Here is a 16,248-nt window from a genome sequence, read left to right on the forward strand (position 1 = left end):
ATTAACATATTATCATAACAACATTACAAGCACGTTAGTGCTATGTGAAGTAATGCAGAAACATAATGTAAAGAAGATAATCTTTAGTTCATCTGCAACTGTATATGGTATCCCGGAAACGTCACCGATTACGGAGGAGTTTCCATTAAGTGCAACAAATCCATATGGTCAAACGAAATTAATGATTGAGCAAATTATGCGTGATGTAGCATTTGCAGATGCAGAATGGAGTATCGCATTACTTCGCTATTTCAATCCATTTGGTGCACACGAAAGTGGGCGTATCGGAGAAGATCCAAATGGAATCCCAAATAACTTAATGCCATATGTAACGCAAGTAGCGGTAGGTAAGTTAAAAGAATTAAGCGTATTCGGAAATGACTATCCAACGAAAGATGGAACAGGAGTCCGTGATTACATCCATGTTGTGGACTTAGCAAATGGTCACGTAAAGGCGCTTGAGAAAGTACTGAGTACAACGGGAGTAGATGCTTATAACCTGGGAACAGGTATGGGCTATAGTGTACTAGAGATGGTTGAAGCGTTTGAAAAAGTTTCGGGTAAGAAAGTTCCTTATAAAATTACAGAGCGTCGCCCAGGTGATGTGGCAGTATGTTTTGCTGATGCATCGAAAGCAAAGCGTGAATTAGGCTGGGAGGCAACACGCGGATTAGAAGAAATGTGTGCAGATTCTTGGAGGTGGCAGTCTGAAAATAAGACTGGATATCAAAAAGTTAGTAACTAGAGAATTGGTTATAGGTTGCTAAAACTTTCATTGAGTTATCAATATAGTTTGGCTTAAAAATCGAATTACATGTATAATGTATTTTATATTTTGAAGTTATAATAATTTGATAGCGGTACCTGAAGAAAGAAGGTTAAAAGCATGAAAAAGAAAATCCTATTTTGGATATTAGGAATCATAGGAGTACTAATTATAGGTGGAGGAGCTTACGCTTATAATATATATTCTTCTGTTTCAAAAACATTAGATGAAGTTCATAAACCATTAAAACGTGATCAAGGTAATAAACAAGAAGAAAAAATCAATAAATCTGAACCTGTTTCAATTTTACTATTAGGTGCAGATGAGCGCGGTAAAGATAAAGGTCGTTCAGATTCATTAATGGTCATCACGTTAAATCCAAAAAATAATTCAATGAAAACAGTAAGTATCCCTCGTGATACATACACAGAGATCGTTGGAAAAGGAAAAAGTGATAAAATTAACCATGCGTATGCATTTGGTGGCGTAGACATGTCTGTAGCGACAGTAGAAAAATTCTTAAATGTTCCTATCAATTACTATATTGAAGTAAACATGGAAGGATTTAAAGACATTGTCGATGCAGTAGGCGGTGTAGATGTTAATAATGATTTAGAGTTTTCTCTGGAAGGAAAGCACTTCCAAAAGGGAAATATCCACTTAACAGGTGACCAAGCTCTAGCATACACACGCATGCGTAAAGAAGACCCACGAGGCGATTTTGGTCGTCAAATGCGTCAACGTCAAGTGATGCAAGCTGTTATTAAGAAAGGCGCAAGTTTCTCTTCTTTATCAAGCTATGGTGATGTGTTAACAGCAATTCAAAAGAATGTGAAAACAAACTTAACGCAAGATCAAATGTTTGATATGCAAAAGAATTATAAAGATTGTCTGCAGAATAGTGAAGATATCCAAATCCCAGGTGACGGTCACATAGCAGCTGATGGTATTTGGTATTACTATGTTCCAGAGGCAGCAAAACAAGATTTAACGAATAAGTTAAGAGCGCATCTTGAAGTGACTAAATAATATGTAATAACCCAACTCCTTTGGAAGGAGTTGGGTTTATTTTTGCATGGATTTATATTAGTATTATATATTGTGAGATTAATAGATGAGGTGAATCGATGAATAAGAAAGCAGTACTTGTCCTTGTTATTTTTGTATTGTTTGTAGCTTCGATTGTGAGCGGTAAACTATACTGGAATAAGAAGATTGCGAATGCAACAGGACAAACACAAACGAGTGAAGTAACGAAAACAAAGGCTGAAGTGAAAGATAGCGGAGCGAAGAAAGAAGAGAAAAAGGAAGAGAAAAAAGAAGAGAAAAAAGAAGAGAAAAAAGAAGAGAAAAAACAAGATACGAAGTCATCTTTTAATGAAGCATATGCGAAGAATTTGCCAGATGCAGTGAAAGAGAAGTTAAAGAAAGCTGCTGAGGATAAAAAGGCATTAAATCTTGTTATTGTTGGTGATGAAGCTTCTTCATCTGAAAAAGGTGCTTGGACAGCTAAGTTAACGTCTAATTTAGAAACTGCTTACGGTAAAGGTTTATGGAATGTGACTGTAAAGGAATATAAGGGTGAAAGCACAGAAGAGTTAATCGCGAATAAGCGTGATAAAGAGATTGCGAAAGAGAATCCAGATGTAATTTTATTTGAGCCACCATTTATTACTGATAACGGTAAAACTGGTAATGGGAACTCTGTCGCAAATACACAGAAGTTCGTTCAAGCACTTTCTACTAGTGCAAAGGGTGCTACGATTATGATTCAACCATCAAATCCAGTGTATGGTGCGAAAAATTATCCGAAAGCGATCGAAGCATTAAAACAATTTGCGACGCAAAATAATTATACATATATTGATCATTGGGGAGCGTGGCCGGATGCATCGACAAAGGCTATCCTACCATATTTAAAAGAAGAATTTGGTTTCCCAACTGCTAAAGGTCATGAAGTTTGGGCACAATATGTAACGGATTATTTTGTAGCTAAATAATAAAAGGGGAGAGGGTATCGTCGACAAAATATGTTCGACAATACCCTCTCTTTTTTTGTACGATTTTTGCTATACTAAACTGTACTATAATACATGATGGAAGGAGGAGAATGATGAAAATACTTGTGGTTGATGATGAATCGAGTATTCGTAATTTGATTCGGATGCAGTTGGAGATGGAAGGTTATGAAGTATTAGCGGCGGCTGATGGGAGAGAAGCTTTAGAGCGATGGAATGAAGGACCAGATGTATTGATTTTGGATGTTATGCTTCCGGATACGGATGGGTATGAGTTGCTTCGTTTGTTCCGTGAGAGGGATAGGGATATTCCGGTGCTTATGTTAACGGCAAAGAGTCAGATGAATGATAAGTTGCTTGGCTTGCAGCTGGGTGCTGATGATTATGTGACGAAGCCGTTTAATTATGCGGAGCTTATTCTTCGAGTTAAGAATATGGCGCGGCGTGTAAAGAAGACGGAGGCCGCTGTAAGTCATGAAGTAATTGAGGCTGGAGAGATAGTGATTTGTCCTAAGGAAAGAAAGGGACATGTGAGTGGACAAGAGATTCAGTTAACGTACCGAGAGTTTAATTTATGTCAGTTATTTGTTTCAAATCCGCAGCGTGTGTTTATGAGGGATGAGTTGCTTGAGAAAGTATGGGGATTTGAGTATATCGGAAATACGAGAGCAGTTGATATTATGGTGCAGAGACTTCGCAAGAAGCTTGGGACGAGCGGAGAATATATTAAGACAATTTATTATGGCGTTGGCTATAAACTGGATTGTTAAATGGTGATGGTATGTCTTTAAAGCGAAATATGGTGTTCGGAATAGTTGGGCTGTTAATTCCGATTTTTGTTCTTTTATATGCAGTTGTTTATATTACGTTAGAAAAGAATATGTATCATAACGCAGCAGATTCTTTAGAAAAGTTAAGTGTAGAAGCACAAATTTATACGATGAATTATTTAGAGAAGGAAGCAGAAGTGGATACGCTTGGTTCGAATTCACTTTTAATTGCGTCGTATTTAGCGAAGCGTATGGATGTCCGTGTGCAGATGATCGGGAAGAATGGCGATGTTGTTGCAGATACATAAAAAGGAGCATTGCTTCACCGTAACATCGACATTGAGAGTTCCTTGAAGGGGAAGAAATCTTATGTTTTTGAGGAGGCGGATCCAGCTCCTATTCTTTTGTTTTCAAGCCCAGTATATTATGGAAACGATGTCATTGGAAGTATTCGTTTTATAAATGAGTTAACGGGTGAGAAGGAAGTTTTAACAAATGTGAGCTGGACGTTCTTAATGACATCTCTTTGTTTAGTAGCTACCGGTATTTTCTTTGCGATTCGTTTGGCGAAGTCTCTTCATAAACCAATTGATCAGTTGAGACAAATGGCACAGAGGCTCGCGAATGGTGATTATAAGAGTAAGATTGAGTTAAATGAGTACGTAGAAATCGCTCAGCTTTCAGCATCTTTTAACGCGATGGCCGATGGAATTGAACTGCATATTAAGCAACTGCAGGAGGAGAAAGAGAAGCAGAAAGATTTCCTAGACCGCATTACGCATGAGCTAAAAACACCGCTAACGGCAATTATTGGTTATGTTGATTTAATTCCAAAGTTACAATCGAAAGAAGATGTACAGGAAAGTCTTCGTTATGTGGCTGTGGAAAGTGAGCGTTTATTATCACTTGTAGAGGAACTGCTTAAGTCCTCGAAATATGGGACGAGTACGCTTGAAGTGTCTCCTACAGTTGTGAACATAAAGGAATTGGCAGAAGAAGCAGTTTCAATTGTGAAACCTCGTCTAAATCAATTTGAAATTGAAGTGATAAATGAGTTAACGGATGTACATGTTGTTGCGGATTTTGATAAGACGAAGCAAATTTTCTTAAATGTGCTTGATAATGCAATTAAGTATAGTGATGCTTCGCACATTCGTATGAATGTAATTGTAAATGAGCATGAGGCGAAGGTTTTTGTTCATGATGATGGAATCGGTATAGACGAAGAGGTGCTTGCAGAGTGGAATGAGTCTCCAAAAGGAAAGGCACTTCCTTCTAGTTACGGGAATGGTTATGGTTTGTATATTTGCCAGGAGATTATGAATAAGCAGGGCGGAAGTATGCGGATTGAGAGTAGTGAAGAAATAGGTACTACAATATTCATTACATTTTTGCTTTCGAGAAGGATGGAAGACATAAAAAACTTGAAAGCGGTTAAATGATACATTTATGAAACAATTATGCGGTATTTTTGAAACAACGTTTTTTTATCTTGGAGGTAGGCAGAAATGAAAAGGCTATCATTTCAAATTCTTATGTTTGTCATTTGTATGATTGTTTCTCTTGTTTTGTTTTATGTTATGGAGAAGCAAATCTATAATCGAATCAACATTGTAAATGATAAACAAGCCGTTTTATAAAGGGTGAATGAATCTCTTCCAATCGAAGTGAAAGTAAGACATGAAAAGTGGGGAGAAATTGTTGTAACGGATGAAGTTCGTTTGCATACGATTGTTACATTCTTTGACCGAATTCGAATAGAGCCAGGGGACGTTAAGAGCCAAGAACAAGTATTTACTGGAGAAGTAACGTACTTGAATGGACATAAGCGTACTTTTGCATTAGGTGACTTGTTCCAGTATGGGGAAAATGTATACGGAAAGAATGGCATGGATCCGATGATTTCAGCACTTCAAACGTATTTATTAAGCCTGTATTACACGCCAGAGCGTATTAGTGATTTCTTTGCTTCAGCAAAGGATGTCGTAGTACGTCAAGGCGATGTGGTACGTACTATCAATCTTACGTACATACTTGATTCTATTCGATACGCAAAGCAAATTACAGATTACGGAGAAATTCAGAAGTTATTACAATCGCAGAATGAACCGATTGCTTATATTACAGCTTATAAAACAGGTAAGCGTGTAAAGAATGATCGTGAAGATATTCTTACGATTTCTGTGTATCCATCGTACTTTGTTGTGCAATATCTCGGTGATAATAACGGAAATGTCATGTATATGAAAGGCTCTCTAGCAGAGTTATTCGTAAAGGAGAATGCGTCATGAGAAAGATAGCCTTTTTCTTCTTTTTGCTAGTAATTGGAGGAGCGATGTCTAGTTGCTCTCGAGATACAACCTCTATTAAATATAGTAAAAATGGTCTCCCTATTTTGGATGATCGTCATATTGTTGCGTATGTGGCGGCTCGTGAGGAAGTTGGTGAAGCGTTACTTTCATCATTTTGTAAGCCGCGCGGATGTACGTATGAATTTATTCGTCTTTCAACAGAAGAACTTCTTCGTAGAGTGGAAGAAGAAGCTGGAAATCTGAAGGCGGATATTATTATTGGCGGTACAGTAGATGCGCATCAAATGATGAAGCAAAAAAATCTTTCTATTCCTGTGATAAGCCAACATGCAAATCGTATTTCAAAAACTGTTAAAGATAAAGATGGTTATTGGTACGGTTATGAAGTGGAGAAGCTGGCAATTGCGATTAATAAAGAGCGGTGGAACGAGGAAATAGCGCCGCTCGGTCTCTCGTATCCGTTAAGATGGAAAGATTTATTGAATCCAGTATATAAGGGAAAGATTGTCATGCCCGATCCAAATGTTTCAGGTACAGCATATACGTTTTTCCAATCACTTATTGATACGTTAGGTGAAGAGGAAGCGAAGGAATATGTGAAGAATCTGGCAGAACAAGTTGGAGAAGTAACAGTGAATGGTTACATCCCAGCGGAACTTGTTACGAGCGGTGAATATATGGTAGATCAGAGAATGCTTCAAAAACAAGGCTTTCCTATTTAAGTAACGAACCTCAGCAAACAGGGTTATCCGTTAATGCGATTTCTAAAATAAAACGTGCACCGAGTGGTATTATTGCGGATTTATTTATTGATTATTGTTTATCAGAAGAAGCGGGTCACATTTTAGAAAAAGTGTCGTTTGGCGTACCAACGATGTTTGCGAAGAATGAGAAAGAAATAGAAGGACAGCCGGTTAGAAGGACGAACCAAAATATATCAAATAGCGGGATAATCGAGATATGGAATAGACAGCGTCTCTCTCTGAAGTGAGAAAAGGAGACGGAAATATATGTTTAAATGGCTCAAGCCAGCACCTGCAATTGAAAGATTGCCAGCGGATATGATCGACCGTGTATATCGATTACTACGTATTCGTGTGTTAATGGGGATTTCAGTTGGATATGCTACTTATTATTTAGTTCGTAGTAACTTTACGTTATCAAGTACGTATTTAGTACAGCTGAAATTGGTCTACTAGGTTCAGTAATGGCAATTGTTTATGGATTTAGTAAGTTCTTTATGGGGAATTTATCAGATAAAGCTTTCGCCCAGCGCTTTATCGCAGTCGGTTTATTCTTATCAGGGCTTGTAAATATTTGTTTCGGCTTTGCGATTGTTACATTACTTGTTGTTAACGGTATTGTACAAGGTATGGGAGCACCACCTTGTAGTATTGTTATGACGAAATGGTTTTCGAAGAAAGAACGTGGTACGAAAACAAGTCTTTGGAATATTTCACATAACGTTGGTGGAATGCTTGTGCCACCACTTGTCGGAATTGGTGTAGGTATTTTCGGTGAAAATCATTGGCAAGGCGGCGTGTTTATTTTCCCTGCGATTATCGCAATGGTAATTGCAGTACTTGTTTGGATCAATGCGAAGGATACACCAGAATCTGAAGGTCTTCCTCCAATTGATGAGTATCGTAATGACTATGAAAATCTTGAAAAAGCAGATAATGCTAACAAGATGTCTCCAAAAGAAATTTTAATGAAGTATGTAGTGAAAAATAAATTTGTGTGGTTCTTATGTATTGCGAATGCTTTTGTTTATTTAATTCGTTTCGGTGTTATTAACTGGGTTCCACTTTATTTAACGACAGTTAAAGGATTTTCAAAAGCAGAAGCGCATGCGGCATATGCAATCTTTGAAGGTATGGCAATTCCAAGTTCATTAATCGTTGGTTTTTTAAGTGATAAATTATTTAAAGGAAAACGTATGCCATTATGTATTATTAGTATGGTTGGAGTTGTTGTTGGTACGTTTATATATCGGCAAGCAACTAGCGTACTTGTTGTAAGTATTGCAGTTTCTATTATCGGTTGTTTAATTTATGTACTACAGTTCTTAATCGGTTTAAGTGCGATGGAATTAGTACCGAAATTTGCAGTAGGTACGACAGTTGGTATGTGTGGTCTATTCGGTTATGTAGGCGGAAGTCTTGTAGCTAACGCAGCAATTGGTGTTATTGTTGATAGTTCTGGCTGGGATGGTTGTTTCATCTTACTATTAACAGGTGCGGTTTTATCAACAATTTTCTTATTTATTGTTCAACGTGGACATGAGAGAAAAGATCCTAAAGTAGCGTAATATTTTGTTTGAAAAAGCTATCCAATTGTGATTGGATAGCTTTTATATTAGAAAAACAAACAGTATGTAAAATTGCAGTTTAATATGTAAATGATTTTTATTAATTAATATAATTTTTTTAGATTTAATAAACCAATTACGTACATAGTTAGACCGAAAAATCCGCCGCCACAGATGAAAATTACAACCTTAAATAAAGAAATAGAGATTTCCTCTGAACCTACATAGGGAAGGATATAATTCATAAAAACAAACATTTGAAAGCCCCAAAGCACACCTGCTTTTAAGCCAGCTTTTCTTAATTTTTTCTTATGTTGTAAATATTCTTCTTTTGTTGCACATTCAGTATCACTTAAACCTTTTTTTTTGAATTTAAAGGCTAAATAATTAGCGTAAATCATATTAGATAGAAAAATGAATATTGTTCCTATAGATATTGTGTGGTTCATAGTATCAACAAGTAACATAATAAGCATTGCCAACATATTCAACCACCATAAACCAATTCCAGCTACAGATAATTCTTTATTGATTTCTTGTTTTTGATATTCATCTCTCTCACTCAGTGTTCCAACAAAACTATTATAAACTCTTTCTTTCCATTCAATTTTCATCATTTAATCTCCCTCCCAAAATAGACTGTTTAAATCTGTTTTTAGTGCTTTTGCTAATTCGATACATAAGGCTAAAGAAGGGTTATATTTATTATTTTCAATTAAATTTATTGTCTGTCTCGCCACGTTAACTTTTTTAGCTAACTCTAGCTGCGATAGCCCTTCAAATTTTCGATATTGTTTAACGTTATTCAAATATAACCCTCCCATTTATGGTTGTAGATCTCGTGTACCAAAATGTCATTTATATGTGACATTTTATAATTGAATAAATGAAATGTCACATATATATGACAAAAATGACAATAGTACAATTAGGAAAATGATTTTAATAATTTATCTTGGTAAGAAGTTTATTAATAAAAGATGGCTTACATTCATATAGAAAGTACTTGAAAATTCAATTTAAATTATCCTTTTTCCTTTCCTTAAATCTATCTTAAAAGATATAATGTCATATTTCTAATCATTGGAATTTTTGTTACAATATAAATGGATGTGTAAAACTTTGTAAAAAGATTGTAATAATATACAATTTATTTTCAGAAAGTTTTATACAATTATGGTATTTATTAAACTATTAATTTATAAAGGGAGAGAGAATATGTTACCAAATACGGTTCGTACTCCAAACAAGAAGAAGAAATGGATTATTATTGGGGTTATTGCACTAATTGTTATTGTAGCGGCAATTAATATTTTTGTTATGCAAGGTAAGAAGAAGGGGGTATCAACAAATGCTGATGCTGTAAGTTTTGAGAAAGTGACAGAGCGTAAGCTGAATAATACGAAGTTAATTTCTGGTCAGGTGAAACCTGGTAATATTGAAAGCTTCTATGCAGATCCGGCCAAAGGGAAAGTGAAAGATATTGAGGTAAAAGAAGGGCAAGAGGTAGAGAAAGGTACGAAGTTATTCTCTTATGATAATGAAGAGATTAACCTTCAAATGAAGCAAGCTGACCTTGATCAGAAGATGGCGGATATGCGTTATGATCAGGGGAAAAAGAAGATTGATTCTTTGAAGAAAGAAATTAAGAAGGCGAAAGATAGCGGAGCTGGGAAAGAAGTAACAGATCCGATGGACGAGCAAGTAAACGAGTTAGAGATAGGGCAAAAAACAATTGACCTTGAGAAAGAAAAAGGAAAGTTGCAGAAAGAAGAGTTAAGTAAGAAGCAGAAAGAGCTTACGATTTATAGTAATTTCGCTGGTGTTGTTCAAAAGTTAGATAAAGATGCGGCACAAAGTTCATCTCAAGCGTTAGGTGGTCAAGGAAAAGCGTTTTTACAAGTAGCTTCTAAAGATCCATTCCAAGTTCAAGGGACGTTAACTGAGCTTCAAAAGTCACAAATCCAAAAGGACCAAACATTCACTGTAACGGCAAAAGCAAATAATAAGAAGAAGTGGACAGGTAAGATTACAGAGGTAAGCGAATTCCCAACGAGCGCAGAGATGGCGCAAGCTGGCGGCGTGGGTGAAGCAACTCAAAATATGTCTCAGTATACATATAAAGCAAGTCTTGATAGTCAAGATGGTTTATCTCCAGGTTATCACGTTTCTCTGCAAGTAAACTTAGAGAATAAGACGATGATTGCTGTCCCAAGTAAAAGCATTGTAGAAAAAGGCGATGATGCATTTGTTTATGTTGAGGATAAAGGGAAGCTTCGTAAACAAAATGTGAAAAAAGGTTCTACTGATGGAGACTGGACAGAGGTTATAGAAGGCGTAACAGTGGGGCAAAAGGTGGTTAAAAATCCTTCCGACGATGTGTATGACGGAATGGAAGTGAAAGAGAAATGATTACGTTAAATAATATTGCTAAAACTTATTATCAAGGGAAATTGGCGGTGCCGATTTTGCATGGTATTAGTTTAACAATTCAGAGCGGTGAGTTCGTTTCTATTATGGGGCCATCCGGTTCAGGTAAGTCAACGCTTATGAATATTATCGGTTGTTTAGATCGTCCAACAGAAGGCGAATATGTGTTGAATGACGTGAATATCTTAACAGCAGACGAGTCAAAGCTTGCTTTAATTCGTAATGAATATATTGGCTTTGTATTCCAGCATTTTAATTTACTACCTCGTCTTTCCGCAGTGGAAAATGTTGAGCTTCCGCTCGTATATGGTGGCGTGAAGAAAGCGGAGCGTCGCAAACGTGCTTTGGAGGCGTTAGGTAAAGTTGGATTGGCAGATCGCGTGCATCATTTACCAAATGAGTTATCAGGTGGACAGAAGCAGCGTGTAGCGATTGCAAGAGCGATTGCGAATAATCCAACGTTCATTATGGCCGATGAACCGACTGGTGCACTTGATACAAAGTCTGGTGAGCAAGTTATGGATATTTTCACGAAGCTTAATGCAGAAGGTACGACGATTGTTATGGTTACGCATGAAGAGGAAGTAGCAGCGTATTCTTCCCGCCGCATTGTACTGCGAGACGGGAAAGTTACAGAAGATAGAAGGTGTGCGGTATGAGTTTACTAGATAGTATAAAAATTGCCTTATCTTCTATTTTAGCTCATAAACTGCGTTCAGCTCTTACGATGCTCGGTATTATTATCGGGGTAGGTTCGATTATTACTGTCGTTGCAATTGGGCAAGGCGGAGAAGCGATGTTGAAGTCGAAAATCGCTGGTTCTGGTAATAATCTTATGCCAATTCAATTTAAACCAGATATTAATGATGAGTTTAGTATGGGTGGGCATCAAGTACCGAAATTAACAGAAGAAGATATTATGGAAGTAAAGCAAGTTAAAGATGTTTCTCATGTTATTACGACGAATAATACGATGGAAACAATGGATATTAATGATAAAAAATCAATGATTAATGTTATTGGACTTGATAGTGAGTATTTTGAAGTAAATAAAGTGAAAGTGGTTAAAGGCCGTTCATTAAATGAATCTGATATTTCACAAGGAAATAATGTTGTTATGATTAGTACGAAATCAGAAGAGACGTTATTTAAAGATGAAAATCCAGTAGGGAAAATTATTGAAATGAAAGGGCAACCGATGCAAATTATTGGTGTCTATAAATCAGATAATGAATTTATGGGGTTCGAGGCTGAGGAAATGTTAATTCCTCTTACTTTATGGCCCGTCTTATACGGAACAGATGAAATTCAAAGTATCGCCATTCAATCTAAAAACGTAGATAATTTAGAAACGGCAGGGAAAAAAGCTGTTGATGTATTAAATAGTCGTAAACCAAGCGATATTCCAGGTAAATATGAGCTGGTGAATTTAAAAGAATTCCAAGAAGGTGTTTCTAAAGTTACTAACATTATGACGATGATCATCGGTGGTATCGCTGGTATTTCACTAGTCGTTGGTGGTATCGGTGTTATGAATATCATGCTCGTATCTGTAACAGAGCGTACGCGCGAAATTGGGATACGTAAAGCACTTGGAGCAACGCGTAGTAAAATTTTATTACAGTTTTTAATTGAAGCCGTTATGTTAACACTTCTAGGTGGTTTAATCGGAATTGGTCTTGGGTATGGTGGAGCATATATCGTTTCTACATTCGCAAAATGGCCACCACTCGTTTCATGGGAAGTTGTCGTTGGAGGCGTACTGTTCTCGATGACACTCGGTATTATTTTCGGATTAATTCCAGCGAACAAAGCCGCAAAATTAGATCCAATTGAAGCATTGCGTTATGAGTAATTAATAGTGTAGTAGAACTACACGTTACCGTTCTAGTGGGCGGTTCGTAGCCTCTTGCGTGAGGAAGTGAACCGCCCGTTAGAACGGGTTATATAAATAGAAGGAGGCGTTATAATGGAAGCAAATATTAATACGCAAGATGTAGTTTCAAAAAAGCCATCATTATTTGGAATGATTACTTCTCCAGGTGAGCAGTTTGAGAGAATGAAGACGAAAAGTCCGATATGGGGAGTATTTTTCTTATTTGTTATATTAGGAACGATTATAGCAACAGCAGTGTCTTACTTAACATTAATTAGTACTCCAGAATTGGCAAAAGAATTAAATGGTGAAGCAGGGGCAATGGTAAAAGGATTTACCCTTGGTGGAGGCGCACTTGTTGGTCTATTAGGGACACCTATAGGTCTCTTTATTGCGGCAGGTTTTTATAAAATTATTATGATGTTTATGAGCAATGATACACCGTACATGAAAATATTATCGATTTACTTATATGCTAATCTGGTTTATTATATCGGCGGATTGTTAAATGCAGGATTAGGATTTATTTTTGATGGAAATGGCACTGATGTTTATACAAGTTTAGCTCCTTTATTTGAACAAGGGACAGTAGCACATGGAATTGCCTCTTCAATTGAAATTTTTAATATTTGGAGCCTCATTCTAACAGGACTAGGCTTACACATTGTAGCTGGTTTAAGTAAGAAAAAAGCTACGATTTTAATTGTAATCTTCTTTATCCTAACAATTGCATTAGGCGTTGTAAGAGGTTTAGTAAGCGGCTTTGGTGCATAACATATTATTTTAAAAAGGTGACTCTTTAAAGGAGTCACCTTTTTTATTTTTACCCTTACTTCAATTACTACCAGCAGAATTTTAAATACGGTTTAGTGTAATTTCAAATTCCGTCGGTAGTATTTGAAATTACTCACAGTGAAATCTTTTCTTTATTTTTATATTGTGAAAAGGTACCACGGAATACTAGAAAGGTATACCTTTTAGAAACGGGTACTGTGTGAAGCCAGCGACTTTTAAAGAGGCAATTGTTTTGTATGAAGGGATGATTGTAAATCAAATAAAGAAATTAGGTATTCGTAAAGATTATGAAGAGTATTATCAATGTGGTTTAATTGGTCTTTGGTATGCGTATGAAAGGTATGATGCAGAGAAAGGGAGTTTTCCCGCATATGCAGTTGTAACGGTGCGAGGTTATATATTAGAGAGATTGAAGAAAGAGTTCGCAGTGCAGGAGAGATGTGTATGTGTAGGAGAGTATGAGGATATCTTTCATTTTGAAGACGTTGAAATAAGAGTGAAGGAATTTATGAGTGTGTTAGATGAGAAGGAGAAGTATATTATTTTTAAACGTTTTTTTGTAGGGAAGACGATGGGAGAAATCGCTTTAGAGACGGAAATGACATGTTATCAAGTAAGATGGATGTATCGGCAAGCAATCGAGAAAATGCGAGATAGTGTAAGAGGATAAAAACAGCAAATAGAATGGAAGGTAGAGAAATACTACCTTCCATTCTATTTGTTATTAAGGTGATGAATCTAGCATGTTCATTTGGGATAATACATATCCAGCTTTCCATAATTGCTGGCTTAACTTATGGGAATTAATTTGTATCGTTACGGTAGCTCCATTTGAAAAATGAATTTTAGCTCGTTTAGCTTTTTTGAAAAACTCTATTGTATGAACATGTTTGAAGAAAAGCCAAATACAATTTGGAAAAGCAGGAGATTCTGTTGGGAAAGCACAAATATATTCTCTATGATTGATCGGAATTGGAACGTTTTGTTTAAATTTAAATTTTTTTTTTACGGCATTACGTCTCCCTTGATAAGTAGAATGAATATTTGTTAGACAAGATTTCTGTATAAGTTGGAGAGCAGTTTGACAGGAGTAAAGATGGTTCCCGCTACTGTCGATAATTTTTGTGCGGTAATAAGGGTGTTTACATGGTTCAAGCATCATTGTAGAACTAGAAATAAAAATGTTGTTTTCATTATCCATAATTCTATATCCCCCCTCTTATAATTTTTATTCTGAATATAATTATATATAAATTAAGTGAATTTATTGTTAATATTCTATTTCATATTGTAAATTTTGGCTATTCGTTTACAATCAATAGGTGATAGTCTTTCTAATTTGCATCGCTTGTACATATATATGAAAATAGAAAAGAGTAGGCGGTGATATAGTATGAAGAAAAAGTATATTATTATGGCTTTAGTTGTCGTTCTCCTAGTATATTTAGCAAACAGTAATCCGAGTAAAGGAGAATATACAGAATGGGCAGCGAAGCAGTTTATGAAGCGTAATGATGTGAGTAAGAAGCTAGATGAAGTTCAAAAAGAGAATGAAGAGGGTCTCCTTGGCGACTTGGCATCGGCCGGTAAAAAGTTAGCGAAAAAGTATGTTGAGCCACAAGTTGGGTTATTAATTGATCATTATACGAAGCGAAATGATTATATATTCTTCTCAACATATACGACTGAGTTTGATATAGGTGAAGAACATTATAAGTACGTATGCGTCGGTTTTTCAAAGATTTTTATTCCGATTGAAATGCCGAAGAAAAAAGACGAATCTGCAAAATGATGCAGATTCGTCCTTTTCATTTTATAGAGTAATTGGAACTTCAGATACATTTTTTTCTACAAGGCGAGCTCCCTTTTTTCGTGTATTTTCATCAATGGATGAAAATACAGATGAGGTAAGGATTGTATCCATTACTTGATTTACAACTTGTGCATCGATAGAAAAAACGACTGTTTTTCCATCTTCTTTCGCGAAAATCAACTCTAGTACTTGCATGTATTATTCCCTCCTTTGTATTTATCCCGCTATTTAGGGGATTCGGGTCTGCCAGTTAAATTGTGGGCTAATAATCAGTGGGGATGAATAAAATCCCCACTGATCCGAGTTTTACTTTATAGTTTAGAAAGATCTGATGTGCTTACCAGTTGTACAGCGTGAAGTGGTGATGCTTATAAGGAAGCGAGAGCATGAGCTACGTTGTGTACTTGATCTAAGCTTGCATTTGTTTTAACACGTTTAAATTGTTTGCTCTTGAAAACTGTTTTTCCGTTCTTATCTAATCCGTTGTTTAAGACTAGACGTAAAGTTAAATCCATTACGATTGTTTCAATTGCCATGTGTATCACCTCCTTTCACTTTATAAGTAGGGTGCAAATGTCATGTTTTGGCGTGAAATTTTTTCTTTTTTTTGGTACCCTTAAAAGATTAAGAGAGGAGATTTCTGGAGAATGAATCGTAAATTGTTATTTTGGATTCCTGTATTACTATGGATGGGGCTGATTTTCTACTCTTCGGCACAGCCATATAAAAAGCAGGATATGCGCTCGGATATTGAGCAATATGTAAATGTTGAGTTTGTGAAAGAGCATTTTTCATGGGTATCTATCGATTATGGTGGAGGTACACCTGTTAGTATTGCGAATAAAGGTGTAGGCGGATTTATTGAGTTTTTCCTTCGTAAAGGTGCTCATTTTATGGTGTTCTTTATGCTAGGTTCATTGATTTATTACGCTTTTCATCGATCGGGTTATTCGAGAAAAAGGTGTTTTATATATGCCCTTCTTTTCGTTGCAGGATATGCAACATTTGATGAAATTCACCAATGGTTTACGGGAGACCGTACACCGATGTGGCAAGATTCATTGCTTGATACGTGCGGTGGATTAACAGGGATTATAATAAGTAATTGGTTTTGGAATAGAAAAAAGCGCTAATCTCATTTCGAGATTAGCGCTTTT

The 16,248-nt window shown here is 36.2% G+C and carries 17 protein-coding genes and 4 pseudogenes; 16 read left to right on the forward strand and 5 right to left on the reverse strand.

Annotation, left to right across the window (positions count from 1 at the left end; translation table 11 throughout):
• From galE to ACUN13_RS19345, 9 genes and pseudogenes are all read left to right on the forward strand, one after another.
• Positions 1-745: UDP-glucose 4-epimerase GalE (gene galE, locus ACUN13_RS19305; RefSeq protein ID WP_445423919.1), on the forward strand; the 745-nt coding region annotated here is incomplete at its 5' end.
• Between the two features lie 141 nt (positions 746-886).
• A complete protein-coding gene (gene tagU / locus ACUN13_RS19310) occupies positions 887-1,795 on the forward strand; it encodes a polyisoprenyl-teichoic acid--peptidoglycan teichoic acid transferase TagU (RefSeq protein WP_017674575.1) in 909 nt (302 codons plus the stop codon).
• Between the two features lie 98 nt (positions 1,796-1,893).
• Positions 1,894-2,766, forward strand: coding sequence for an SGNH/GDSL hydrolase family protein (locus ACUN13_RS19315; RefSeq protein WP_445423920.1), 873 nt, complete (start codon positions 1,894-1,896; stop codon positions 2,764-2,766).
• Between the two features lie 113 nt (positions 2,767-2,879).
• Complete coding sequence (locus tag ACUN13_RS19320) at positions 2,880-3,554, forward strand: response regulator transcription factor (RefSeq protein ID WP_342761580.1); 675 nt, start codon at positions 2,880-2,882, stop codon at positions 3,552-3,554.
• An 11-nt stretch (positions 3,555-3,565) separates the two neighbouring features.
• Positions 3,566-4,996 (forward strand): annotated as a pseudogene (locus tag ACUN13_RS19325) (HAMP domain-containing sensor histidine kinase).
• A gap of 66 nt (positions 4,997-5,062) precedes the next feature.
• Complete coding sequence (locus ACUN13_RS19330; RefSeq protein WP_342761578.1) at positions 5,063-5,194, forward strand: hypothetical protein; 132 nt, start codon at positions 5,063-5,065, stop codon at positions 5,192-5,194.
• 3 nt (positions 5,195-5,197) lie between these two features.
• Complete coding sequence (locus tag ACUN13_RS19335) at positions 5,198-5,845, forward strand: DUF3919 family protein (RefSeq protein ID WP_342761577.1); 648 nt, start codon at positions 5,198-5,200, stop codon at positions 5,843-5,845.
• Positions 5,842-6,857: pseudogene (locus ACUN13_RS19340) on the forward strand (ABC transporter substrate-binding protein). The gene ACUN13_RS19335 and the pseudogene ACUN13_RS19340 overlap by 4 nt, the downstream one beginning before the upstream one ends.
• Before the next feature lie 19 nt (positions 6,858-6,876).
• Positions 6,877-8,177 (forward strand): annotated as a pseudogene (locus ACUN13_RS19345) (MFS transporter).
• A gap of 104 nt (positions 8,178-8,281) precedes the next feature.
• On the opposite strand, the gene ACUN13_RS19350 reads toward ACUN13_RS19345, so the two are convergent.
• Entirely contained in the window at positions 8,282-8,794 is a 513-nt protein-coding gene (locus ACUN13_RS19350) for a DUF3278 domain-containing protein (RefSeq protein WP_242278353.1), read from the reverse strand.
• Entirely contained in the window at positions 8,795-8,986 is a 192-nt protein-coding gene (locus tag ACUN13_RS19355) for a helix-turn-helix transcriptional regulator (protein ID WP_064476148.1), read from the reverse strand.
• A 409-nt stretch (positions 8,987-9,395) separates the two neighbouring features.
• Here ACUN13_RS19355 and ACUN13_RS19360 point away from each other — a divergent pair, with 409 nt between their 5' ends.
• The 5 genes from ACUN13_RS19360 (at position 9,396) to ACUN13_RS19380 (ending at position 13,948) form a co-directional block, all read left to right on the forward strand.
• Entirely contained in the window at positions 9,396-10,589 is a 1,194-nt protein-coding gene (locus ACUN13_RS19360; protein ID WP_242278354.1) for an efflux RND transporter periplasmic adaptor subunit, read from the forward strand.
• The gene (locus tag ACUN13_RS19365; protein WP_000631630.1) at positions 10,586-11,266 is read left to right on the forward strand and encodes an ABC transporter ATP-binding protein; all 681 of its coding nucleotides are present in this window, start codon (positions 10,586-10,588) and stop codon (positions 11,264-11,266) included. Before ACUN13_RS19360 ends, ACUN13_RS19365 begins: the two co-directional genes overlap by 4 nt.
• Complete coding sequence (locus ACUN13_RS19370) at positions 11,263-12,462, forward strand: ABC transporter permease (protein ID WP_000054380.1); 1,200 nt, start codon at positions 11,263-11,265, stop codon at positions 12,460-12,462. The genes ACUN13_RS19365 and ACUN13_RS19370 overlap by 4 nt, the downstream gene beginning before the upstream one ends.
• Positions 12,463-12,576: 114 nt before the next feature.
• Positions 12,577-13,257, forward strand: a complete 681-nt coding sequence (locus tag ACUN13_RS19375) for a Yip1 family protein (RefSeq protein ID WP_242278355.1) — start codon at positions 12,577-12,579, stop codon at positions 13,255-13,257.
• A gap of 220 nt (positions 13,258-13,477) precedes the next feature.
• Entirely contained in the window at positions 13,478-13,948 is a 471-nt protein-coding gene (locus ACUN13_RS19380) for a sigma-70 family RNA polymerase sigma factor (protein WP_445423921.1), read from the forward strand.
• A 54-nt stretch (positions 13,949-14,002) separates the two neighbouring features.
• Here ACUN13_RS19380 and ACUN13_RS19385 read toward each other — a convergent pair whose 3' ends face one another.
• Positions 14,003-14,479, reverse strand: coding sequence for a competence protein ComK (locus ACUN13_RS19385; protein ID WP_445423922.1), 477 nt, complete (start codon positions 14,477-14,479; stop codon positions 14,003-14,005).
• Positions 14,480-14,671: 192 nt separating this feature from the next.
• Here ACUN13_RS19385 and ACUN13_RS19390 point away from each other — a divergent pair, with 192 nt between their 5' ends.
• Positions 14,672-15,070: a DUF4359 domain-containing protein gene (locus ACUN13_RS19390; protein WP_000731405.1), complete on the forward strand. Its 399-nt coding sequence runs from the start codon at positions 14,672-14,674 to the stop codon at positions 15,068-15,070.
• Positions 15,071-15,091: 21 nt separating this feature from the next.
• Here ACUN13_RS19390 and ACUN13_RS19395 read toward each other — a convergent pair whose 3' ends face one another.
• Together ACUN13_RS19395 and ACUN13_RS19400 are read right to left on the reverse strand one after the other, a co-directional pair.
• A complete protein-coding gene (locus ACUN13_RS19395) occupies positions 15,092-15,286 on the reverse strand; it encodes a DUF2922 domain-containing protein (protein ID WP_445423923.1) in 195 nt (64 codons plus the stop codon).
• Positions 15,287-15,462: 176 nt separating this feature from the next.
• Positions 15,463-15,627 (reverse strand): annotated as a pseudogene (locus ACUN13_RS19400) (DUF1659 domain-containing protein); the annotation flags it as partial.
• A gap of 111 nt (positions 15,628-15,738) precedes the next feature.
• Between ACUN13_RS19400 and ACUN13_RS19405 the strand changes: the two are divergent.
• On the forward strand, positions 15,739-16,224 hold the full coding sequence (locus ACUN13_RS19405) for a VanZ family protein (protein ID WP_445423924.1): 486 nt from the start codon (positions 15,739-15,741) through the stop codon (positions 16,222-16,224).
• The last annotated feature ends 24 nt before the right edge of the window (positions 16,225-16,248 follow it).

It is taken from the genome of Bacillus cereus group sp. Bce041, assembly GCF_052646455.1.

Coding starts and splice junctions, on each gene's coding strand:
- tagU (WP_017674575.1), top strand. CDS start 887: ATGAAAAAGAAAATCCTATTTTGGATATTAGGAATCATAGGAGTACTA.
- ACUN13_RS19315 (WP_445423920.1), top strand. CDS start 1,894: ATGAATAAGAAAGCAGTACTTGTCCTTGTTATTTTTGTATTGTTTGTA.
- ACUN13_RS19320 (WP_342761580.1), top strand. CDS start 2,880: ATGAAAATACTTGTGGTTGATGATGAATCGAGTATTCGTAATTTGATT.
- ACUN13_RS19330 (WP_342761578.1), top strand. CDS start 5,063: ATGAAAAGGCTATCATTTCAAATTCTTATGTTTGTCATTTGTATGATT.
- ACUN13_RS19350 (WP_242278353.1), bottom strand. CDS start 8,794: ATGATGAAAATTGAATGGAAAGAAAGAGTTTATAATAGTTTTGTTGGA.
- ACUN13_RS19360 (WP_242278354.1), top strand. CDS start 9,396: ATGTTACCAAATACGGTTCGTACTCCAAACAAGAAGAAGAAATGGATT.
- ACUN13_RS19365 (WP_000631630.1), top strand. CDS start 10,586: ATGATTACGTTAAATAATATTGCTAAAACTTATTATCAAGGGAAATTG.
- ACUN13_RS19370 (WP_000054380.1), top strand. CDS start 11,263: ATGAGTTTACTAGATAGTATAAAAATTGCCTTATCTTCTATTTTAGCT.
- ACUN13_RS19375 (WP_242278355.1), top strand. CDS start 12,577: ATGGAAGCAAATATTAATACGCAAGATGTAGTTTCAAAAAAGCCATCA.
- ACUN13_RS19385 (WP_445423922.1), bottom strand. CDS start 14,479: ATGGATAATGAAAACAACATTTTTATTTCTAGTTCTACAATGATGCTT.
- ACUN13_RS19390 (WP_000731405.1), top strand. CDS start 14,672: ATGAAGAAAAAGTATATTATTATGGCTTTAGTTGTCGTTCTCCTAGTA.
- ACUN13_RS19395 (WP_445423923.1), bottom strand. CDS start 15,286: ATGCAAGTACTAGAGTTGATTTTCGCGAAAGAAGATGGAAAAACAGTC.
- ACUN13_RS19405 (WP_445423924.1), top strand. CDS start 15,739: ATGAATCGTAAATTGTTATTTTGGATTCCTGTATTACTATGGATGGGG.